Source organism: Rhodococcus sp. p52 (genome assembly GCF_000763325.2).
Lineage (GTDB): Bacteria > Actinomycetota > Actinomycetes > Mycobacteriales > Mycobacteriaceae > Rhodococcus > Rhodococcus pyridinivorans.
The window spans coordinates 3,471,971-3,493,143 of sequence record NZ_CP016819.1 but is presented as its reverse complement, the minus strand read 5'-3'; the positions used below and the strand labels follow the sequence as shown (position 1 = coordinate 3,493,143).

Genomic DNA, 21,173 nt, shown 5'->3' with positions numbered 1-21,173 from the left:
TGACGTCGTTTCCTGCCCCGGCCGGGACCGTTCAGGAGTGTCCGAGTGCGGCGTGCATCTCCCAGACGATGATCTCGGCGCCGGTGGCTGTGGTGAGCTGTCGGCCGCCACCTCCGGCGATCCGCGCTGCGTCTCCTTGAGCGAGAGGTCCGGCTCCCTCGAGTGCGGCTTCGCCCCGGGCGACGAAGAGGTGCACGAAGGGTGCGTCCGGCAGCGTCACGGGGCGATCCGGACGCATCCGCGCGACGTGCATGGCGGCATATCTGTTGCGGATGCGGATGGCGGAATGGTCGGCGTAGGCGTCCATTCCGGATGCGACCGGCACGAGTCCGCCGGAGAGCAGTTCGTCGTCGATCTCGAGTTGTTCGTAGCCCGGCTCGATCCCGGCTTCGTCCGGCAGCACCCACATCTGCACGAACCGCACCGGTTCGTCGTGCTCGGCGGCATACGACGCAGTGGCACCGGGATGACGCCACGAGTCGTTCTTCTCGGAGTGGAGGATCCCCGAGCCCGCGCTCATGCGCTGCGCGAGACCCGGGTAGATCACCCCGGAATGCCCCGTCGAGTCCTGATGCACGAGCGATCCGCGGAGCACCCAGGTGACGATCTCCATGTCGCGGTGCGGGTGAGTGTCGAAACCGCTTCCCGGACGGACGATGTCGTCGTTGTTGACCATCAGCATCCCGAAATGCGTGTTGTCGGGATCGTAGTGGTGGCCGAACGAGAAGGAGTGCCTCGAATCGAGCCAGTCGATCTTCGTGTGGAGGCGGTCGTCCGCGCGGCGGACGTCGAGAATCGGTGCGGTGCTCATGCGGGGTCCTGTGTCGGGCAGTTCGGATCTGCGGTGGGCGGATTGCGGCGGGGGCGGATACGCGCCTGGGGCAGGGGCGGCGCCGGGAGACGCTCGACCCTCCCGGTGTAGCCGGAGACGCGGCCGAACCGATCGCACCCGCGTTCCCAGGCGTCCCGGTAGGCGACGATCTCGTCGTGGTCGCGGCCGACGAAGTTCCACCACATCACGATCTCCTCGCCGAGGGGTGTTCCGCCGAGGAGGACGATACGTGCGGGTTCGTCGGTGGCGTTGGTCAGTTCGAGGGCCGGCACGCCGGTTCCGGTGTAGCCGAGGGCGGCTCGCGTGAGCACGGTGCCGAACAGCGCGACCGTACCGGTGTCGACGAGCACCCCGTGCTCGAACGACGGGTCGACGTCGAGGGTGATGCTCGCCGCGGGGTCCAGGACGATCTCTGCGCCGAGCAGCGGGGTGTACGTCGTCACGGGCGACTCCTCGCCGGCGAGCGAACCGAGGAAGACCTTGACCTCTGCACCGGGCACCCGAACGACCGGCGGCACGTGGTGCTGGAAGTCGCGGGGCGCATCGCGATGTGCGTCGGGCAGGGCCACCCACAACTGCACGCCGTGCAGTGTCGTGGCCGCGGAGGTGGAGACCTCGGAGTGACAGATTCCGTGGCCTCCGGTCATGAGGTTCAACTCCCCCGGCCGGACCATCGCGTGCACGCCGTGACTGTCGCGGTGTTCGATCTCGCCGGTGAACAGCCACGACACCGTCTGCAGACCGGTGTGGGGGTGCGGTGCGACGTCCATGCCGCCGGTGCGGGAGACGTCGTCGGGGCCGTAATGGTCGACGAAGCACCACGCGCCGATCAGCGAACGCTGCCGTTGCGGAAGCGTACGGCGCACGGGCATGGCCCGGGGGCCACCGAGCGGGACCTCACGCGAGGTGATGATCTCCACGCGGGGGCGGAGCGGGTCGCGGATGGGGAGGTCCTCCGTCCGGCAGCGGATCTCCTCGGGACGGGTGTCGGTGTTGCTCATGCCGCTCGACTCCTCTCGGTGGTCCGTCGGTCGACCCTATCCATTGTGTCACATTTGATTGCGCAGTCAACTAACACGGGTACACTGGGGATCATGGGAGACGTGAAGTGGCTCAGCGACGACGAACAGCGCCTGTGGCGCGCCTATCTGGATGCGACGCGCCTGCTGTTCCAGAATCTCGACAAGCAACTACTGCGGGACTCCGACATCTCCTTCACCGACTTCGAGATCCTGGTCCTGCTGTCCGAGGCACCCGACCGCCGGATGCGCATGCGCGACCTCGCGGACGCGAGCACCACGACCCGCAGCGGCATCACCCGCGCCGTCTCCCGCATGGAGAACGCGGGGTGGGTGCGGCGCGTGGAGTGCGAATCCGACCGACGCGGCGCGTGGGCCGAACTCACGGACGTCGGCTACGCGAGACTCGCCGAGGCGGGTCCCGGCCACGTCGGGGCGGTCCGCGAGAACATGTTCGACCTGCTCTCCCCCGCCGACATCGCCCCCATGACCGAGGTCTTCGCCCGCATGCGCGATCGCATGATCGACGGCAGACGGTAGGCCTCCGCCCCGAAGCGAACTCCGCCCGCACCTCCGGAGCGGGACGTCGATCGGATCACGGATATGTTGACCGGGTCACAGCCACGACCTCCGAAGGCGGTACCTCCCATGCGGCACGACCCGCGACGCACCTCGCTCGACCTGTATCCGTTGCAGCGCACGATCACGCCCCTGTTCGGCGACACCGACGCGCTCGGACACATCAACAACGTCTCGATCGCCCGCTACTTCGAGCAGGCCCGCGTCCTCGTCATGGAAGCCGTGTCGTCGACCTTGGGCGATACCTACCCCTTCGAGCGTGCGGTACTCGCGAAGATCGAGATCAACTTCCTGGCCGAGGTGTTCTATCCGCACGACATCGTCATCGCCACCGGTGTCCACCGCATCGGGACATCGTCGGTGGTGATCGGCTCGGCCCTGTTCCAGCACGGCCGGTGCGTCGCGCTCGCCGACTCGGTGGACGTCGGCACCGCCGCCGAAGGCGGCTCGCAACCGATCTCCGAAGCATCGCGCGTGGCGTTCGAGAAGGTCCGGCTCGCATACGACGACTGACGCGCCGCCCACGAACCGCCTCAGAACAGGGTGAGCGCCGCCTCGGGTTCGGGGACGCGTTCGTCGGCGCGCAGCGCACCCCTCTCCTCACGCCGAGCGGACGCCCGGACCCCGAGGCGGTGACGTTCGAGCAGGGGCGCGACCCGCTCGTCCAACCACTGCGAGTACTCCGGAGCAACGTACGCGCCCCGTCCGTAGAGGCGGCGATAGCGTCTCATGAGGGCAGGATGCTCCTGCGCGAGCCACGACAGGAACCACCCGCGGGTCGAGCCGCGCAGGTGCAGCGGTATTACGGTGACCCCCGACGCGCCGGCGGCGGCGAGGGAGCCGAACAGCGTGTCGAGGTGCTGTCGCGAGTCGGTGAGGAAGGGCAGCACCGGAGCGACCATGACGTGGCACGACAATCCGGCGTCGACGACCGCCTTCACGAGATCGAGACGGGCCTTCGGTGACGGCGTGCCCGGTTCGATGTGCGCGGCCAGTTCGGGATCGCCGATCGGGAGCGACACCGCGACCGACACATCGACCTGACCGGCCGCCAGCGACAGCAGCGGAAGATCGCGGCGCAGCAGCGTGCCCTTCGTGAGAATGGAGAAGGGGGTGCCGGATTCGGCGAACGCCCGGATGACTCCGGGCATCAGCCGGTAGCGCCCCTCTGCCCGTTGGTAGGGATCGGTGTTGGTACCGAGCGCCACGTGTTCCCGGGTCCAGGATCGTCGCGCGAGTTCGCGGCGCAGGACGGCGGCGACGTTGGTCTTGACGACCAGTTGCGAGTCGAAGTCGTGCCCGCCGTCGAGATCGAGGTACTCGTGCGTGGGCCGGGCGAAGCAGTACCGGCAGGCATGGGGGCAGCCCCGGAACGTGTTGACGGTGTACCGGAACGGCAACCGGGAGGCCTCCGGCGTCCTGTTCAGCGCGCTCTTGCACAGCACCTCATGGAAGGTGACTCCCTCGAACTCCGGCGTGCGGACACTACGGACGAGACCGGCCCGTTCGAGGCCCGGCAGAGCTCCGTCGTCCGCATCCACAGTCTGACCCGCCCACCTCATACCCCCAGTCGAACATGTGTGCTATTCGCTGTCAACAGATCGTTCGGCATCGTGGTCGATCGGACGGAGCGCACTCGCGGTGCAACGAATACATCGGCATCCCCATCCGTTCATCCACAGGCGGCCGAGGGTCCGGTGGCTCGCCCGGTGCGCTCGAGTTACAGTGCTCGCCACACTGATCTTCGATGGGGGGTTCGATGAGCGGTCTGTTTCCCGGTGCCGGAATCCGGGTGGTGCCCGATGGTATTCGAGCGTTCGGGGCCACGAATCTTCGTGCGGCCGAGCAGGTAGCGCAGGCGGGGACGTTCGATCTGCAGGCCAACATCTCCGCGTTGAGTCCGGCTCTGGGACTCATCGGCGGAGAGTTCCTCGCGGTGTTCGCCGCGGCCCAATCCGAGCACACCAGTGCCGTCGCGCAACTGTCGTGGGCCTACGCGTCCAACGGCATCGCAGCACACGAGGCGGCCACCGGTTACGAAACGACCGACACCGGAACGGCTTCGGCGCTGGCCGACGCTGCCGGAGGACTGTGATGCAGGGATCGGTCATCGACACCGCAACACCCGCAGCGTCACCGACCGTTCTCGACGCTCTCCGCGCGTCGCCGATCGGACCGGTCCTCGACGCACCGCTGCCGGTACTTCCGGAACCCGTTCTTCCCGAGCCGGGTCTGCCCGTCCTCGAGGCGAATTCGATCGTCGAGCTGCTCGAATCGATTCCGGTACCGGTGCTGCCCGATCTCGAGACGATCGTGCGGCCGCTCACCGAACTCTGCTCGATGTTCGGCACCGGTATCCTCGACTCGCTCGATCCGTCGGCGATCCTGCAGCAGGGGTCGCGTCTGCTCGAGACCGCCACGATGCTCGGACGCAGTGCGCTGCACGCACTTCCGGAGTCGTGGGAGGGAGCAACGGCCGACGAGGCCGCAGGTCACGGTGTGCGCGCGCAGCAGTCGGCCCTCGAACTGGCCGACCGCGGCGACCGGATCGGCGACGTCACCCGCGCCGCCACGGCGACCGTCGAACGCGGCAACATCGAATTGACCGGCATCGCACAGTCGTTCGTGACCACGGCGATGGCGGCCGCACCGGCTCTCGCGACGCCGCCGGGCCAGGCCGCCCTGTTGGCGTCCGCCGCGCAGCATCTCCAGGCTGCCCTGGCCGTCGTTGCGCGTACCCGGGGCGAGCTGACGGTCCACACCGCCGCGATGACGGCGCTGACCACGCCGATTCCCGTGCCCGCGCCGGTGGCCGTGACCGGGGTGCAGGAGATGCGCACGGTCGCCACGGCCGCAACCGATGTCGCGTCGAGTGTCGCAGCGCCGTTCACGGCCGCCGCGCACGCCGCGACCACTCCCACCGCCTACGCGGCGACCGCGCCCACCGCACACGCGGCGGTTCCGACCGTCGGTGCGGCGGTCGCGGGATCGGCCGGAACGGTGTCGGCCGGAGTGGTCACCGGTCACGGCACCGCGGGGGCCGCGTTCGGAACTGCGGGTGTGCCTGCCGCCGCTCCGATTCCGACCGCCCCGGGCTCGGGCGGGAGTGCGCAGGCCACGACCGGCGCGAGCGCGATGGGAAGGGCACCCTCGACCGGTGGGATGGTCCCCGCGACGTCCGCTCGCGGGTCCGACGACGAGGAGCACCGCTCCCCCACCCGTCTGCTGAGTGCCGCCGCGGAGGGCACCGAGGTCGTCGGCGAACTGCCGTTGGTCGTCCCCGCCGTGATCGGTTCGCACGACGACCGCTGAGCATTACTCGTCGATCGGACGAGCCTGTCAGTCGACGAGGGAGGCGACCTCGTGGTCGGTCAGCGTCGTCTGCGGCACCCGGCCGGCGCCGCGCGCGAGTTCGATCGCCCGGTAGAGCGGGCGTTCGCCGAGCGCGGCGTCGCGGGCCTCGGCCCGCAACTGTTCGACGAGCACCGACGAGATCGCCGCCGCCGGAGCGATCTCGCTGGTGGCGAGCGCATCCGCGAGCTTTCGCAGGGCCAGCACGTCGAGTTCGCGACCGCCGCCGTTGGCGTACAGGGCGAGCGGGACCGACACGAGATTGTGCTCACCGTCGTTGACGCGCACGACGGCCTGCGATACCCCGCCCACCCGGACGATCAGTTCGACACCGGCGAGTCGCGCGAGATCGACACTGCGCGACCGGAACGCCCCCGACAGCGTGACGACGGTGCCGCGCAGCAGCAGGTGCCGACGCGTGGCCAGGAACGCACCGACGGCCGGCGGCACCGCGAAGACGGCCCCGACGAGCAGCGCGACCCATCCGGGCGCGACGATCCAGACCAGAACGCCGAGGACGACGCCGACGGCGAGCGCGAGCAGCGCGATCCTGCGGGCGCGTGGCCGGAGCAGCCGGGACGGGATCAGATCGAGCGGGACGGCGGCACCGTCCCGGTCGTCATGCGCCGGCAACGACCTCACCCACACGGGCGACGACGTCCGTGAGTGCAACGCTGTGCTGCTCGCCGTTGCGCAGATCCTTGACGACGACCTCACCTGCCTCGAGTTCGCGGTCACCGAGCACGAGCGCGACGACGGCACCGGACTTGTCGGCCGCCTTCATGGCGCCCTTGAGGCCGCGCCCACCGTATGCGAGGTCGACGCGGACACCCGCGGCGCGCAGTTTGTGCGCGATGGGCACGAGGGCGACCTTGGCGGCGTCGCCCATCGGCACCCCGTACACCTCGCACCGCGCGGGGCTGCCGGCGGTCTTGCCCTCGGCGGCGAGCGCGAGAACCGTGCGGTCGACGCCGATCCCGAAACCGATGCCCGAGAGCGGCTGGCCGCCGAGCTGTTCCATGAGCCCGTCGTAGCGGCCACCACCACCGATGCCGGACTGGGCGCCGAGCCCGTCGTGGACGAACTCGAAGGTGGTCTTCGTGTAGTAGTCGAGGCCGCGCACCATGCGCGGATTGACGACGTACGGGACGCCGATCGCGTCGAGGTGGGCGAGTACCTCGTCGAAGTGTGCGCGAGCGGTGTCCGAGAGATGGTCGAGCATCAGCGGCGCGTCGGCGGTCATCTCGCGGACCTCGGGGCGCTTGTCGTCGAGCACGCGCAGCGGGTTGATCTCGGCGCGGCGGCGCGTCTCCTCGTCGAGCGGGAGCGCGAACAGGAACTGCTGCAGCTTCTCCCGGTACTGCGGACGGCAGGTCTCGTCGCCGAGGGACGTGATCTCGAGGCGGAATCCGTCGAGTCCGAGCGACCGGAATCCTGCGTCGGCAACCGCGATGACCTCGGCGTCGAGCGCGGGATCGTCGATGCCGATCGCCTCGACGCCGACCTGCTGGAGCTGACGGTAGCGGCCCGCCTGGGGGCGCTCGTAGCGGAAGAACGGCCCGGAATAGGACAACTTCACGGGGAGCTGACCGCGGTCGAGACCGTGCTCGATCACCGCGCGCATCACGCCCGCGGTGCCCTCGGGACGCAGCGTGACCGAGCGCTCACCGCGATCGGCGAAGGTGTACATCTCCTTCGTGACGACGTCGGTGGACTCGCCGACGCCGCGAGCGAACAGGCCGGTGTCCTCGAAGATGGGCAGCTCGACGTGCCCGTACCCCGCCAGGCGTGCGGCACGGGTCAGACCGTCCCGTACCGCCACGAACTCCGCCGACTGCGGGGGAACGTAATCGGGCACACCCTTCGGCGCCGAAAACGTGGAGGCCTTGCTCACTGGTACTGCCTTCTCTCGGGATTCTCTCGGTTGGTCACCGGACGGATCGCGGTGTTCGTGCCGTCAGCGGGATTCTGCCAGGCCGGTGAGGAAGGGATTCGACTCCCGCTCCTGCCCGATCGTGCTCGCTCCGCCGTGTCCGGGGAGGATGTTGGTGCCGTCGTCGAGCACGAGCAGCTTGCGCGCGATCGAGTCGAGCAGTTGCGCGTGGTCGCCGCCGGGCAGGTCGGTGCGGCCGATCGACCCCTGGAACAGGGTGTCGCCGGTGAGCGCGACGTTCAGGGCGGCCCCGTCCGGGGTGGTGGTGCGCGTGCGCAGGACGACCGAGCCGCGGGTGTGTCCGGGCGTGTGGTCGACGACGAACTCGATTCCGGCGTGTTCGATCTCGTCTCCGTCGCCGAACTCCACGACCTGCTGCGGTTCGACGAACTCGACGCCGTCGAGGAAGGGGGCGAGGCTCGACCCCATGCCCTGCAGCGGATCGGTGAGCATCATCCGGTCGTCGGGGTGGATGTAGACGGGGATCCGGTACCGGTCGGCCACCGGCTGCGCCGACCACATGTGGTCGAGGTGACCGTGCGTGAGCAGCACCGCCCGGGGCGTGAGATCGGATCCGGTGAGGAACTCCACGAGCGGCTCGGCGGCGTCCTGGCCGGGATCGACGATGACGCACTCCTTCGCGTTGTCCTGCGCGAGGATGTAGCAGTTGGTCTGGAACATCCCGGCAGGGAATCCGGTCACGAGCACGAGCATCGCTCCTACGGGTGGAAGCCTTCGAGGTCTCCTACAGACTATGCGTTGCGCCCTGCCCGCGGGTTGCCGGTCCCGGGTGGCAGACTCGGGTCTGCTTCGAAGTCGGTTGGACCACATCGATCGTTCACGGGAGGACTACTGCAGTGCCGAGCAACGCACAACGGCGCCAGGCCGCGAAACGCAAACTCGAACGGCAGCTCGAGCGTCGAGCCGAACGCGAGCGCAAGCGGCGCCGCATGACGATCGCGCTGTCCGCGCTCGGAGTGATCGTGGTCGTCGGCGCCGGTGTTGCTCTGTGGGCGGTCGACCGGGGCGACGACACGGCCACCGAGGCGGCGTCGAACGACACCTCGGGTTCGGAAATGGAGTACGCCGCGCTCCCCGACGGCCGGTCCGAGCCGTTGCCCGAGACGGTGAGCTGCTCCTACACCGCGGACGGCCGCGAACCGTCGAAGCCGGCAGAGCCGCCGCGCACCGAGGGCATCCGCACCACCGGTGAGGGCAACACGGACATCAGCGTCAGCATGGAGACGAGCCAGGGGAACATCGGCCTGATCCTGCACAACGACGATTCGCCGTGCACCGTCAACAGTTTCCTGTCGCTGGCCTCGCAGAACTACTTCGACGACACGCCCTGCCACCGGCTGACCACCTCGCCGTCCCTGCAGGTCCTGCAGTGCGGCGACCCGTCGGGTAGCGGGTCGGGCGGTCCGGGATACCAGTTCGCCAACGAGTTCCCCACCGATCAGTTCGCCGCCGACGATCCCGCCGCGCAGGAACCGATGACCTATCCGCGCGGCACCCTCGCGATGGCCAACGCCGGCCCGGACACCAATGGCAGCCAGTTCTTCCTGGTGTACGGCGACTCGGTGCTGCCCCCGCAGTACACCGTCTTCGGCACGATCGACGAGACCGGTCTCGCGACCCTCGACAAGATCGCCGCGGCCGGCGTCGCAGGCGGAGCCGCCGACGGTGCCCCCGCGCTGGAGACCACCCTCACGTCGGTCAGGATGGACTGATGATCCGATTGCGCACCACCCTCGCCGCCGGCGCCGGGCTCGCACTCCTCCTCACGGGGTGCTCCGACGATTCGTCCACCGATACCGCCGCGAACTCGTCGGCACCGGCGTCCGCCGCCGACCGGCAGTCCCCCGCCTACACGGGCGAACTACCGGAGCGACCCAGCGGCACCGACTCCGTCTCGTGCACCTACGACGCCTCGGGTGACGCCGCACGCGACGTGACCGCCCCCGCCTCGGACGACGTCTCCGCCACCGGCGCTGCTGCCGCGCAGATCACCACCAGCGTCGGCGTCATCGGCGTCGAACTCGACCGTGCCGCGGCCCCCTGCACGGTCAACAGCTTCGTGTCCCTCGCGGAGCAGGGCTACTTCGACGACACCCCCTGCCACCGGCTGGTGACCTCACCGGGTCTGCAGGTGCTGCAGTGCGGCGACCCGACGGGCACCGGCACGGGCGGGCCGGGGTACGGCTTCGACACCGAGTACCCGGAGAACGTGTACGCACCCGGCGACGCCCAGCTGCGCCAACCGGTGATCTACCCGCGCGGCACGGTCGCGATGGCCAACACCGGTCGTCCCGGCAGCAACGGCAGCCAGTTCTTCCTGGTCTACGAGGATTCGCAGCTTCCCCCCACCTACACGGTCTTCGGGACGGTCGACGAGGCCGGACTCGCCGTGATCGAGGAGGTCGCGGCGGAGGGCGACGACGGATCGATGGCGGCCGGCGGCGGTGCCCCCAACCGCGCGGTGCAGATCGAGTCGGTGACCGTCGGGTCCTGACACCCCCGTTCGCACGGAACGTACGGACGTCCCGTCCCGGAGATTCCGGGGCGGGACGTCGTCGTCCGGCGCGAGACCGAGACGGATTCGGTCAGGCTGCCGAGGTCACCCGGTACACGTCGTAGACGCCCTCGACGTTGCGGACGACGTTGAGCACGTGCCCGAGATGTTTCGGGTCGCCCATCTCGAAGGTGAACCGGCTCACCGCGACCCGATCGCCCGTGGTCGTCACGGAGGCCGACAGGATGTTGACCTTCTCGTCGGCGAGTGCCTTCGTCACGTCGGACAGCAGACGGTGCCGGTCGAGAGCTTCGATCTGGATCGCGACGAGGAACACCGACGACGGCGAGGGCGCCCACTGCACCTCGATGATGCGCTCCGACTGCTCCCGCAGCGACCCGGCGTTGGTGCAGTCGGTGCGGTGCACGCTCACCGCTCCGGTGCGGGTCACGAAGCCCATGATCTCGTCGCCGGGGACGGGCGTGCAGCACTTGGCGAGCTTCGAGACCGTGCCCGGTGCGCCCGGCACGAGGACACCGGAGTCGCCGCTGTTCCGCGAGCGGGTCGGGATGGTCGACGGTGTGGACCGCTCGGCCAGTTCCTCTTCGACGCCACCGACGCCACCAAGCAGCGCGACCAGCCGTTGCACGACGTGGTGCGCCGAGACGTGGTGCTCACCGACCGCGGTGTACAGCGCCGAGACGTCGGCGTACCGCAGTTCCTTGGCGACCGTGACCATCAGGTCGGCGTTCATCAGGCGCTGCAGCGGCAGACCGACGCGACGGACCTCCTTCGCGATGGCGTCCTTGCCGGATTCGAGGGCCTCCTCGCGACGTTCCTTGGCGAACCACTGCCGGATCTTCGCCTTGGCGCGGGGTGAGACGACGAACGACTGCCAGTCGCGGCTCGGGCCGGCGTTGGGGGCCTTGGAGGTGAAGACCTCCACGACCTCGCCGTTCTCGAGCTTGCGTTCGAGGGCGACGAGGCGGCCGTTGACGCGGGCTCCGATGCAGCGGTGCCCGACCTCGGTGTGCACGGCGTACGCGAAGTCCACGGGCGTCGAGCCGGAAGGCAGCGTGATCACGTCGCCCTTGGGCGTGAAGACGAAGATCTCCTTGACCGCCAGGTCGTAACGGAGCGATTCGAGGAACTCCCCCGGGTCGGCCGCTTCCCGCTGCCAGTCGAGGAGCTGCCGCATCCAGGCCATGTCGTCGAGCTCGGCGACATCACCCGAGTGGCGTCCCTTGGTCTCCTTGTACCGCCAGTGCGCGGCGATGCCGAATTCTGCGGTGCGGTGCATCTCGTGCGTGCGGATCTGCACCTCGAGCGGCTTGCCCTCGGGACCGATGACGGTGGTGTGCAGCGACTGGTAGACGCCGTAGCGGGGCTGGGCGATGTAGTCCTTGAACCGTCCCGCCATGGGCTGCCACAGCGAGTGCACGACACCGACGGCCGCGTAGCAGTCGCGGATCTCGTTGCACAGGATGCGCACGCCGACCAGGTCGTGGATGTCGTCGAAGTCGCGGCCCTTGACGATCATCTTCTGGTAGATCGACCAGTAGTGCTTGGGCCGGCCCTCGACGACCGCGTCGATCCGCGACGCGGAGAGTGTCCGTCCGATCTCGTCACGGACGGTGGCCAGGTAGGTGTCGCGCGACGGTGCGCGGGTCGCGACGAGCCGGACGATCTCCTCGTACTTCTTCGGATGAAGGATCGCGAAGGCGAGGTCCTCGAGCTCCCACTTGACCGTCGCCATCCCGAGGCGGTGGGCCAGCGGGGCGATGACCTCGAGGGTCTCGCGTGCCTTGCGGGCCTGCTTCTCGGGAGGCAGGAAGCGCATGGTCCGCATGTTGTGCAGACGGTCGGCGACCTTGATGACGAGCACCCGGGGGTCGCGCGCCATCGCGATGATCATCTTGCGGATGGTCTCGCCCTCGGCGGCCGAACCGAGCACGACCTTGTCGAGTTTGGTGACGCCGTCGACGAGATGCGCGACCTCTTCACCGAACTCGGCGGTGAGCTGCTCGAGCGTATACCCGGTGTCCTCGACGGTGTCGTGGAGCAGTGCCGCGACGAGGGTCGTGGTGTCCATGCCGAGTTCGGCGAGGATCGTGGCGACCGCCAGCGGGTGGGTGATGTAGGGATCGCCGGACTTGCGCTTCTGGCTGGCGTGCCGTTCCTCCGCGACGTCGTAGGCCCGCTGCAGCTGCGAGAGGTCGGCCTTCGGGTACAGCTCGCGGTGGATGGTGACCAGCGGCTCGAGGACCGGCTTGAGGCTCGTGCCCCGCTGACCGGTGATGCGTCGCGCCAGGCGCGCGCGTACCCGCCTCGACGCGGAGGTCGATGCCGGTGTGGGGGTCGGGTTCTGACCGGAATTGTGGGACCGATCGAGATTCTGGGTCATGCCTCAACCTCCCGTCGCGGCTGCGAACCCGGTTCGTCACCGATGCGCATGTCCGGACCGTACGGGCCCGGCGGGTTCACCGGCACCTGTGGCAACTCTATCCCTCAGATCCGCATGAGAGACGTCAGCGGGTACTTCTGCAGTCGCGTCCGGCCGCCGAGGGCTTCGATCTCGGTGACGACGGTGATCCCGACGACCTCGGCGCCGACGCGTTCGAGCAGTTCGACGGTGGCGGCGAGGGTTCCGCCGGTCGCAAGGACGTCGTCGACGACGAGCACCTTGCGGCCCTGCAGGGCCATCCAGTCGCCCGGGATCTCGATCGCGGCGGTGCCGTATTCGAGGCTGTATTCACAGGTCTGGACGGGCGGCGGGAGTTTGCCCGCCTTGCGGACGGCGAGCACGCCCACCCCCAGGGTGCGGGCGATGCCGCCGCCGAGGAGGAAGCCGCGCGCATCGATACCGGCGACGAGTTCGGCGTCGGGTGCCGCGGAGGCCAGCGCCGCGATCACGGCCGAGAAGGACGGTCCGTCGGCGAAGACGGGCGTCAGGTCGGCGAAACGGACACCCGCGGTCGGGAAATCGTCGACCCATCGGGTGTGTTCGGCCACGGCCACGGCAGCTTCTTCGACGAGCCGCGTATCGCCGATCCGTTGAGCGCTCATCCTCCGAGTATCCACCGGTCCATGTTCCAGCCCGCACCCGCGGTCGTCGGGTTGGGCACCCCGGCATGCATTCCCGCCGCGAACCCGATCGTGCGGGGCTGCGCGAACAGGGGCAGGGTGGGAACGTCGCCCCACAGGATGCGTTCGGCCTCGGTCGCGAGTCCCGCGATGGCCGCGTTGTCCTTCGCCACGAGCAGGCCGTCGAGCAGTTCGTCGACGCGGCCGATCGAATAACCGCCGACGTTGCTGCCGGCCCCGGAGTGCAGTGCGTCGCGGGCGTGCTCCATGTCGGCGGCGCCACCGGCACCGGCGGCCGTGGCCGTCCCGACGAGGATCGCGTCGACCTCCCCCGCCGTAAGCTGCGACGGCGTGAAGGTGTCGGAGCCGGCGTCGACGATCTCGATGCCCGCCTCGCGGCAGGATTCGCCGATCAACTCGACGGTGCGCGCGCGGCGCTCGTCCGGTCCGAGATAGCCGATGCGGACCTGCATGCGGTCCTGACCGGAGGCCTCACGTTCGGAACGCGCGGCGTCGATGTCGACCTCGGCGTAGCCTTCGGCGGTCGGCACGGTCTGCGGGTACAGCGGCGAGTCGGGCGCCAGGAGCCGCGAGGTGATCGGGCCCGTGACGCCGTTCGACTCGTCGGACACGCCGAGTTCGTCGAACAGCTGTGTGCGAGGCGTGCACAGGGCGACGGCGCGGCGCGCCGCCGGGTCCTGGAAGACACCGCTCGTGGCGAACACCAGTTGTTCGAGGTTGCGTGAGACGACGGTGGAGACGTCGGCGCCGTCGCCGAGGTTGCTGTGGCCGACGGATCCCTCGGCCACGTCGACGACGTGGATGCGGCCGTCCTCCGCGGCCGCGGACGTGTCGGTGCCGCGCGGCCAGACGACGATGCGGTCGGTGCCCGGGGCGTTCCCCCACCACCGCTCGTTCGCGACGAGCGTCAGGCCGTCCTCGGCGGTGTACGACTCGAGGCGGTACGGGCCCGCGGACGGGAACAGCGCCGGATCGATCTCACCCGGGGTGAGGGTCCAGCCGGTGTTCCAGAACTCCGCGATGCGCCGGACGGCCTCGGTGTCGTTCGCCGTGATCGCTCCGACCAGGTCGGACACACCCGACCTTCCTGCCGCCACGTGGGCCGGCATCAGCTCGGTGGCCCCGAACAGCGCCTTCCAGTTCGTGTCCTCGCGGCCGGGTCGGAAGACGACGGTGGCCTCCTTCGACCCGGGCTGACAGTCGACCCGGTCGATGTCGGCGTAACCACCACGATGGGCAGCGTCGAACAGCGGGACCTGCTCGCCGGACTCGTCGGGAGCGGTGAAGCGTCCGCTCGACGCAGCCCAGGCCAGGACGAGGTCGTCGCAGGACATGGGCACACCGTCGGAGTAGACCGCGTCCGGCGACAGGCGGTACTGCACGGTGAGCCCCTCACCGGGCACGACCGAGGCAGTGCCGATGTCGGTGTCCGCGATCACCCGGCCCTGCGGACCGACGTAGCCGAAGCCCGGCAGCACCCGGGCGAACGCCTGGCGCGCGCCCGAGGCCGCACCGTCGACGGTGTTCGCGTTGTAGGTCGTCACCGTGTTGTCGATCGCGTACCCGATCGAGTGCACCGGTTCCTCGTCCGTGCCGCACGCGACGGTGGAGAACGCGAGTGTCGAGGCCACCGCCGCGCACGCGAGGAGCGTGCCGCGGCGCCTCGGCGACCGCCTCGTCGTCGGGTCGTTCCGCTCGCTCACCGCCATGTCAGGACCTTCTCTTGCCGCGCTTTCCGGTGGGTCGTGCCCCGGGGGCAGGGCCGCGACGGACCGTCGCCCGGTCGGGCAGGGGTCCGGCGCCCTGCACCGTCGGCACCACCTTTGCGTCGACCGCGTCGGCCGACTGTGATCCGGCCGTCGTCCCGGCCTTCGCCGCGCGGGCGGCGGCCTCCTCCCGCTTGGCGAGCACCTTGCGGGTGTGCTTCGCGACCGGACCACGCCATTCCTCGAGCGTAACCAGCAACGGGGTCGCGAAGAAGATCGACGAGAAGGTACCGACGACGATGCCGACCAACTGGACGAGGGCGAGGTCCTTGAGCGTGCCCACACCGAGGAGCCACACCGCGATGACCATCAGCGCCAGCACCGGCAACACCGAGATGATCGTGGTGTTGATCGAGCGCATGAGCGTCTGGTTGACGGCGAGGTTGGCCTGCTCGGCGTAGGTGCGGCGGTGCAGGTGCAGGATGCCGCGGGTGTTCTCCTCGACCTTGTCGAAGACGACGACCGTGTCGTAGAGCGAGAAACCGAGGATCGTGAGCAGACCGATGACGGTCGCAGGACTGACCTCGAAGCCGACGAGGGCGTAGACACCCGCTGTCACGATGATGTCGAAGAACAGGGCGGTGATCGCTGCGATCGCCATGTTCCGCTGGTATCGGATCGTGATGTAGATGCTGACGATGACGAGGAAGACCACCAGCGCGATGAGCGCCTTGTTGGTGATCTGGCTTCCCCACGTCTCGCTGACGTCGGCGACGCTGATCGAGTTGCGGGACGGCTCACCGTCCGGCCCGGCGGGCTGGAACTCCTCGAACAGCGCGGTCTGCAACTCGGCGACCTGCTCGCCGTCGAGGGTCTCCGACCGGATCTGGACGGTCGCTCCGTCGCCGGCGCCGACAGTCTGCACCGCCTCGGGTTCGAAGCCGATGGTGTCGCTGAAGACGGTCTCGACTTCCTCGACGGAGACGCCCGGCACGGCCGGCATCTGGATGCGGGTGCCGCCCTCGAAGTCGATACCCCAGCTGAATCCGCGCAGCAGCATGCTGAGCAGGGCGATCAACACGATCACCGCGGTGACGATGTACCACCGCTTGCGGCGTCCGACGATCTCGAAGGCGCCCGTGCCGGTGTACAGACGGGACAGTCGGCTGTGCTGCGGCGCGGCCGTCGTCGTGGTCGTGTCGGTCATCGTCACGCCTCCTTCGCAGCGGTCGCGGCGACGAGACGACGCTCGTCGGCCACCTGCTGGATCGCGCCCAGACCGTTCACGCTCGGCTTGGACCAGAACTTCGACTTCGAGGCCAGGAACACCAGCGGCCAGGTCACCAGGAACACGACGACGACGTCGAGGATCGTGGTGAGGCCGAGGGTGAACGCGAAGCCGCGGACCTGACCGACGGCCAGGACGTAGAGCACGGCGGCGGCGATGAAGCTGACCGCGTTACCGGAGAGAATCGTGCGGCGGGCCCGTGCCCAGCCGCGCGGCACCGCGGAACGGAAACTCCGCCCCTCGCGGATCTCGTCCTTGATCCGTTCGAAGAACACGACGAACGAGTCGGCGGTCATGCCGATACCGATGATCAGACCGGCGACGCCGGCGAGGTCGAGCGTGAACCCGATGTATCTGCCGAGCAGCACCATGACCGCGTAGACCGCCATTCCCGAGAGAACGAGCGACAGCGCGGTGAGCAGTCCGAGCATCCGGTAGTACGCGAGGCAGAACAGGAGCACCAGCGCCAGACCCACCGCACCGGCGATCAGCCCGGCCTCGAGCGAAGCCAGACCCAGAGTGGCGGAGACGGTCTCGGCTTCGGATGCCACGAACGACAGCGGCAACGACCCGTACTTGAGGGTGTTCGCCAGCTCTGCGGCCTGCGTATTCGTGAACTGGCCGGTGATCGAGGTGGCGCTGCCGGCGGGGGTGGCGCCCTGGATCACGGGCGCGCTGACGACCTTCGAGTCGAGCACGAAGGCGGCCTGCTGACCGATGTTCGCGGCGGTGAACTGCGCCCACGTATTGCTGCCCTCGCTGTCGAAGGTCAGGCTGACCTCGTAGCGCGACTGCTGCTGATTGAAACCGGAGGTCGCGTCCTCGATCTGCTGGCCGTCGATGATGCTCGGGCCCAGCAGGTAGATCGCGGTGCCGTCGGTCGAGCACGCGACCAGCGGAAGCGCCGGGTCGTCGTTGCCGGCGAGCGGGTCGGCCGCGGAGCAGTCGAGGGCGAGAGCCGCCGCCTGCTGCACGGCGGGGTCCTCGCTCTGACGGGTGGCCTTGGCCGTGGCGATGTCTGCAGCCGCCTGTTCCTGCGGCGTGAGCGAGCCGTCGTTCTCGGGAGCCTCGGGGGCTCCGGAGGGCTCGGCCGGAGCCTGGGGCGCCTCGACGGGGGCCTCGGGCGTCTCGGCCGGTGCCGGGGCATCGGTGGGCGCGGTGGGATCCTGCGCCGGGAACGGACGTCCCTGCGGTTCGGGTGCGTCGGCGGGCGGAGCCTGGTCGGCCGGCGCGGGTTCACCGGGTGCCGGTTCGGCAGGGGCCGGTTCTGCGGGCAGCCCGCCCTCGGGGGTACCGGCACCGGGCTGCTCGGCGAGATCCTCGGCGGTCATGTTCGCGTCGATCGGTCCCCCGATCACCGGCCTGATGTACAGCCGGGCGGTCTGGCCCAGCGTCCTGGCCTGGGCGCTGTCCTCACCCGGGACGGTGATCACGAGGTTGTCGCCCTCGACGATCACCTCCGAACCCGACACACCGAGCCCGTTGACGCGGGTCTCGATGATCTGCTGGGCCTGGCGGAGGCTGTCCGGACTCGGGCTGCTCCCGTCGGGGGTTCGCGCGGTGAGGGTGACGCGGGTGCCACCCTGCAGGTCGATGCCCAGCTTCGGGGTGGGCGACTTGTCCCCGGTGAAGAAGACCAGTGCATACAACGCGGCGAGAATCACCCCGAACAGGGCGAGAGCGCGCACGGGATGCACCGATCCGTTGGAAGGTGCCACGGTCTGTCAGTCTCCTCGATGCGAGTGAGTGGTGGTCGGGTGCAGTCGCGCGGCGCTCGGCACCGGCACCGGAGACTCCGGTGCCGAAACCGTGCGTCGCGAATCGGCTGTCAGTATTCGGTCGGACGTCCCTCCGGCGGGTTCGCATCGTCGTCCTTGCGGAGCAGATCCGGATCCTGCGGGGTCTCGGTCTCGACGCGCTCCCGGATGACCAGACGCGACCAGGTCGTGACGACACCCGGCGCGATCTCGAGATCGACGGTGTCGTCGGCGAGGGCGGCCACCGTGGCGTGCAGACCCGCGGTGGTCATCACGCGGTCGCCGATGCGCAGGGAGTCCTGCAGCGCCGTCACCTTCTGCATCTCCTTCTTCTGACGCCGCACGCCCAGAAAGGTCGGGACGAGCAGTGCCAGGATCAGGAGAGGGAAGAGCAGTTCCATCGTTGAAGTCAGTCCTCGGTCGTTGTCGGTGGGTGGTGACGCGAGCGACACCAGCGGCTCGTGGTGGCGCATGCGGCACCACGACGTCGGGATCGGCCTCCACGGACCGACGCAGTAGACCAGTGTGCCATTCCCCGGGCGAGGGCCCTACCTCCGTACGTCCGGATCGTCCGGGTCGGACGGATCGACACCGCCCTCGAGGGTCGTGTCCGGGTCGTCCTCGAACAGCTCGAGCTGTGGTTCGCGCGCACGCACCTCGATGCCCCCGGTGGCGGCCTCCGGCGGCGGGGTGAGGCCGAGCTGCAACCAAGCGGCCTGCGTGGCCACACGTCCGCGCGGAGTGCGCGCGACCATGCCGGCACGGACCAGGAACGGCTCGCACACCTCCTCGACGGTGGCGGGCTCCTCCCCCACGGCCACCGCGAGTGTCGACACGCCGACCGGGCCACCACCGAAACTGCGGACGAGTGCGCCGAGAACGGCGCGATCGAGACGATCGAGACCGATCGGGTCGACGTCGTACACCTCGAGCGCGGCCTGGGCCACGGCCCGGGTCACGACACCGTCGGCGCGCACGTCGGCGTAGTCGCGGACGCGGCGCAGCAACCGGTTGGCGATACGCGGCGTGCCGCGGGAGCGACCGGCGATCTCCGCGGCGGCGTCGTCGCGGAGAGCGATCCCGAGGATCGATGCGGAGCGGTGCAGGATGCGCTGCAGCTCGGGGGGCTCGTAGAAGTCCATGTGCGCAGTGAAACCGAACCGGTCGCGCAGCGGGCCGGTGAGGGCACCGGAACGGGTGGTCGCGCCGACGAGGGTGAAGGGTGCGACCTCGAGCGGGATGGACGTCGCGCCGGGCCCCTTGCCCACCACGACGTCGACGCGGAAGTCCTCCATCGCCAGATACAGCATCTCCTCCGCCGGTCGGGCGATGCGGTGGATCTCGTCGATGAACAGCACGTCGCCCTCCGCGAGGTTCGACAGCATCGCAGCGAGATCACCGGCGCGTTCGAGCGCGGGACCGGAGGTCAGTCTCAGTGACGTGCCGAGTTCGGCGGCGATGATCATCGCCATCGACGTCTTGCCGAGACCGGGCGGACCGGACAGGAGGATGTGATCGGGAGTGCCGCCGCGCAGCTTCGCTCCTCGCAGAACGAGCTGCAGCTGTTCGCGGACCCGCGGTTGCCCGATGAAGTCGTCGAGACTGGTCGGGCGCAGACTGGTCTCGATGTCGCTGTCGGAGGGCAGATGCTCCGCCGTGACCGGCGACCGCTCGCGGTCGGCCGATGCAGCATCGAATTCGCGGGCCGCTCCTGCGGCCTCGAACTCACGGTACTCGTCGGTCACCGCGACCTACCCAGCAGCTTGAGCGCCGAGCGCAGTGCCGTCGAGACGTCGGCGCCCGGCTCCTCGGCAAGGACCTTGTCGGCGGCCGGTTCGGCCTGACGCGGCGTGAATCCGAGGCCGACCAGCGCCTCGACGATCTGGTCGCGCAGCGGCGAGGCACCGGCCGCGACAGGCGACGATCCCGTGGCGCCGAAGGCCGCGACCTTGTCGCGCAGTTCGACGATCATGCGTTCGGCGCCACGCTTGCCGATCCCGGGTACCCGCGTCAGCGCTGCGGTGTTGCCGTCGGCGAGAGCCGCCCGCAGCGCATCGGGTTCGAGGACGGCGAGCGTGGCCATGGCGAGCCGGGGGCCGACGCCGCTGACCGTCTGCAGCAGGCCGAACAGTTCGCGCGCCTCGGCGTCCACGAAGCCGTACAGCGTCATGGAGTCCTCGCGCACGATCATCGCGGTGGCGAGTCTGGCCTGCTCGCCGCGCCGGAGACCGGCGAGGGTCGCAGGTGTGGTGTTGATCCGATAGCCGATCCCCCCCGCCTCGATCACCACGTGGTCGAGGGCTATGTCGAGTACCTCGCCGTGTACCGAGGCGATCACCGGCTACCTGCCTTCCGTGCGGCCGACTGTTCGCGCAGCCGCTCCTCGTAGCGTTTCTTCTGCTGGGCGGCCGCAGCTTCGGCGGCCGCGAGTCTGGCGATCAGCGGGGCCCGCCAACAGTGTGCGACGGCCAGCGCGAGCGCGTCGGCGGCGTCGGCGGGCTTCGGCGCGGCGTCGAGCTTGAGGATGCGGGTGATCATCGTGGTCACCTGCTTCTTGTCGGCCGTGCCACTGCCGGTGACCGCGGCCTTCACCTCGCTCGGCGTGTGGAACATGACCGGGATCGAGCGACGCGCCGCAGCCAGGGCGACGACGCCGCCGGCCTGCGCGGTGCCCATCGCGGTGCGCACGTTGTGCTGGGAGAACACGCGCTCGATCGCGACGACGTCGGGCTTGTAGCGGTCCATCCACTCCTCGACCGAGTCGGAGACCTTGAGGAGCCGGTGCTCGAGGTCGAGTTCGGGCGAGGTGCGGATGACACCGACGGCGACGGGGATCACGTCGCGTCCGCGTCCCGTGTCGACCATCCCCAGACCACATCGGGTCAGACCGGGGTCGACACCCATCACGCGCACCCGACTCACCTCTCGACACCCGAATACGGCCGGGTTTCCGACGCCTTCGACGGACCCGACCTTGCTTCGCACGATTGCGAACGCCTGTTCGAGAGCATAGCGGCCGGGATCGGGTGCCGGGAGACCGACACGCGACCCCGGCCGCTGTGACAAGTACGACGAGCGTCGCTCGTGG

21 protein-coding genes are annotated in these 21,173 nt (G+C 69.4%); 6 read left to right on the top strand and 15 right to left on the bottom strand.

Annotated features, from left to right (window positions below; genetic code table 11):
* Nucleotides 1–31: 31 nt before the first annotated feature.
* Together IM25_RS16185 and IM25_RS16180 are read right to left on the bottom strand one after the other, a co-directional pair.
* Nucleotides 32–811, bottom strand: a complete 780-nt coding sequence (locus IM25_RS16185) for a pirin family protein (protein ID WP_006551410.1) — start codon at nucleotides 809–811, stop codon at nucleotides 32–34.
* Nucleotides 808–1,833: a pirin family protein gene (locus IM25_RS16180; RefSeq protein ID WP_033096578.1), complete on the bottom strand. Its 1,026-nt coding sequence runs from the start codon at nucleotides 1,831–1,833 to the stop codon at nucleotides 808–810. The genes IM25_RS16185 and IM25_RS16180 overlap by 4 nt, the downstream gene beginning before the upstream one ends.
* 93 nt (nucleotides 1,834–1,926) lie before the next feature.
* On the opposite strand from IM25_RS16180, the gene IM25_RS16175 reads away from it, so the two are divergent.
* Nucleotides 1,927–2,391 (top strand): MarR family winged helix-turn-helix transcriptional regulator, encoded by a 465-nt coding sequence (locus IM25_RS16175; RefSeq protein WP_033096577.1) that lies wholly within the window; start codon nucleotides 1,927–1,929, stop codon nucleotides 2,389–2,391.
* A 108-nt stretch (nucleotides 2,392–2,499) separates the two neighbouring features.
* Nucleotides 2,500–2,943, top strand: a complete 444-nt coding sequence (locus IM25_RS16170; RefSeq protein WP_006551407.1) for an acyl-CoA thioesterase — start codon at nucleotides 2,500–2,502, stop codon at nucleotides 2,941–2,943.
* 20 nt (nucleotides 2,944–2,963) lie between these two features.
* On the opposite strand, the gene IM25_RS16165 is transcribed toward IM25_RS16170, so the two are convergent.
* Entirely contained in the window at nucleotides 2,964–3,992 is a 1,029-nt protein-coding gene (locus IM25_RS16165; RefSeq protein WP_065996170.1) for an Rv2578c family radical SAM protein, read from the bottom strand.
* A 197-nt stretch (nucleotides 3,993–4,189) separates the two neighbouring features.
* On the opposite strand from IM25_RS16165, the gene IM25_RS16160 reads away from it, so the two are divergent.
* Entirely contained in the window at nucleotides 4,190–4,525 is a 336-nt protein-coding gene (locus tag IM25_RS16160) for a type VII secretion target (protein ID WP_006551405.1), read from the top strand.
* A complete protein-coding gene (locus IM25_RS16155) occupies nucleotides 4,525–5,742 on the top strand; it encodes a hypothetical protein (RefSeq protein ID WP_019289249.1) in 1,218 nt (405 codons plus the stop codon). The genes IM25_RS16160 and IM25_RS16155 overlap by 1 nt, the downstream gene beginning before the upstream one ends.
* Nucleotides 5,743–5,769: 27 nt before the next feature.
* Here IM25_RS16155 and IM25_RS16150 read toward each other — a convergent pair whose 3' ends face one another.
* From IM25_RS16150 to IM25_RS16140, 3 genes are all read right to left on the bottom strand, one after another.
* Nucleotides 5,770–6,414, bottom strand: coding sequence for a hypothetical protein (locus tag IM25_RS16150; RefSeq protein ID WP_170318498.1), 645 nt, complete (start codon nucleotides 6,412–6,414; stop codon nucleotides 5,770–5,772).
* Complete coding sequence (gene hisS, locus IM25_RS16145) at nucleotides 6,401–7,675, bottom strand: histidine--tRNA ligase (RefSeq protein ID WP_006551401.1); 1,275 nt, start codon at nucleotides 7,673–7,675, stop codon at nucleotides 6,401–6,403. The genes IM25_RS16150 and hisS overlap by 14 nt, the downstream gene beginning before the upstream one ends.
* Before the next feature lie 63 nt (nucleotides 7,676–7,738).
* The gene (locus IM25_RS16140; RefSeq protein ID WP_198162581.1) at nucleotides 7,739–8,422 is read right to left on the bottom strand and encodes an MBL fold metallo-hydrolase; all 684 of its coding nucleotides are present in this window, start codon (nucleotides 8,420–8,422) and stop codon (nucleotides 7,739–7,741) included.
* Between the two features lie 149 nt (nucleotides 8,423–8,571).
* On the opposite strand from IM25_RS16140, the gene IM25_RS16135 reads away from it, so the two are divergent.
* Both IM25_RS16135 and IM25_RS16130 read left to right on the top strand, forming a co-directional pair.
* Nucleotides 8,572–9,447 carry a peptidylprolyl isomerase gene (locus IM25_RS16135; protein WP_006551399.1) on the top strand — a complete coding sequence of 292 codons (876 nt, stop codon included), beginning with the start codon at nucleotides 8,572–8,574 and terminating at the stop codon, nucleotides 9,445–9,447.
* Entirely contained in the window at nucleotides 9,447–10,229 is a 783-nt protein-coding gene (locus IM25_RS16130) for a peptidylprolyl isomerase (protein ID WP_033096575.1), read from the top strand. Before IM25_RS16135 ends, IM25_RS16130 begins: the two co-directional genes overlap by 1 nt.
* Nucleotides 10,230–10,320: 91 nt before the next feature.
* On the opposite strand, the gene IM25_RS16125 is transcribed toward IM25_RS16130, so the two are convergent.
* The 9 genes from IM25_RS16125 to ruvC form a co-directional block, all read right to left on the bottom strand.
* Entirely contained in the window at nucleotides 10,321–12,633 is a 2,313-nt protein-coding gene (locus IM25_RS16125) for a RelA/SpoT family protein (RefSeq protein WP_065996169.1), read from the bottom strand.
* Between the two features lie 104 nt (nucleotides 12,634–12,737).
* A complete protein-coding gene (locus IM25_RS16120) occupies nucleotides 12,738–13,295 on the bottom strand; it encodes an adenine phosphoribosyltransferase (RefSeq protein ID WP_006551396.1) in 558 nt (185 codons plus the stop codon).
* Entirely contained in the window at nucleotides 13,292–15,043 is a 1,752-nt protein-coding gene (locus tag IM25_RS16115; RefSeq protein WP_006551395.1) for an ABC transporter substrate-binding protein, read from the bottom strand. The genes IM25_RS16120 and IM25_RS16115 overlap by 4 nt, the downstream gene beginning before the upstream one ends.
* A gap of 1 nt (nucleotide 15,044) precedes the next feature.
* A complete protein-coding gene (gene secF / locus IM25_RS16110; RefSeq protein ID WP_230809464.1) occupies nucleotides 15,045–16,247 on the bottom strand; it encodes a protein translocase subunit SecF in 1,203 nt (400 codons plus the stop codon).
* Nucleotides 16,248–16,249: 2 nt separating this feature from the next.
* On the bottom strand, nucleotides 16,250–18,046 hold the full coding sequence (gene secD, locus IM25_RS16105; protein WP_024100747.1) for a protein translocase subunit SecD: 1,797 nt from the start codon (nucleotides 18,044–18,046) through the stop codon (nucleotides 16,250–16,252).
* 110 nt (nucleotides 18,047–18,156) lie between these two features.
* The gene (gene yajC / locus IM25_RS16100; protein ID WP_006551392.1) at nucleotides 18,157–18,486 is read right to left on the bottom strand and encodes a preprotein translocase subunit YajC; all 330 of its coding nucleotides are present in this window, start codon (nucleotides 18,484–18,486) and stop codon (nucleotides 18,157–18,159) included.
* A 147-nt stretch (nucleotides 18,487–18,633) separates the two neighbouring features.
* Complete coding sequence (gene ruvB / locus IM25_RS16095) at nucleotides 18,634–19,731, bottom strand: Holliday junction branch migration DNA helicase RuvB (protein WP_230809613.1); 1,098 nt, start codon at nucleotides 19,729–19,731, stop codon at nucleotides 18,634–18,636.
* 95 nt (nucleotides 19,732–19,826) lie between these two features.
* Entirely contained in the window at nucleotides 19,827–20,423 is a 597-nt protein-coding gene (ruvA, locus tag IM25_RS16090; RefSeq protein WP_006551390.1) for a Holliday junction branch migration protein RuvA, read from the bottom strand.
* Nucleotides 20,420–20,998 (bottom strand): crossover junction endodeoxyribonuclease RuvC, encoded by a 579-nt coding sequence (gene ruvC / locus IM25_RS16085; RefSeq protein ID WP_033096573.1) that lies wholly within the window; start codon nucleotides 20,996–20,998, stop codon nucleotides 20,420–20,422. The genes ruvA and ruvC overlap by 4 nt, the downstream gene beginning before the upstream one ends.
* Nucleotides 20,999–21,173: the final 175 nt, after the last annotated feature.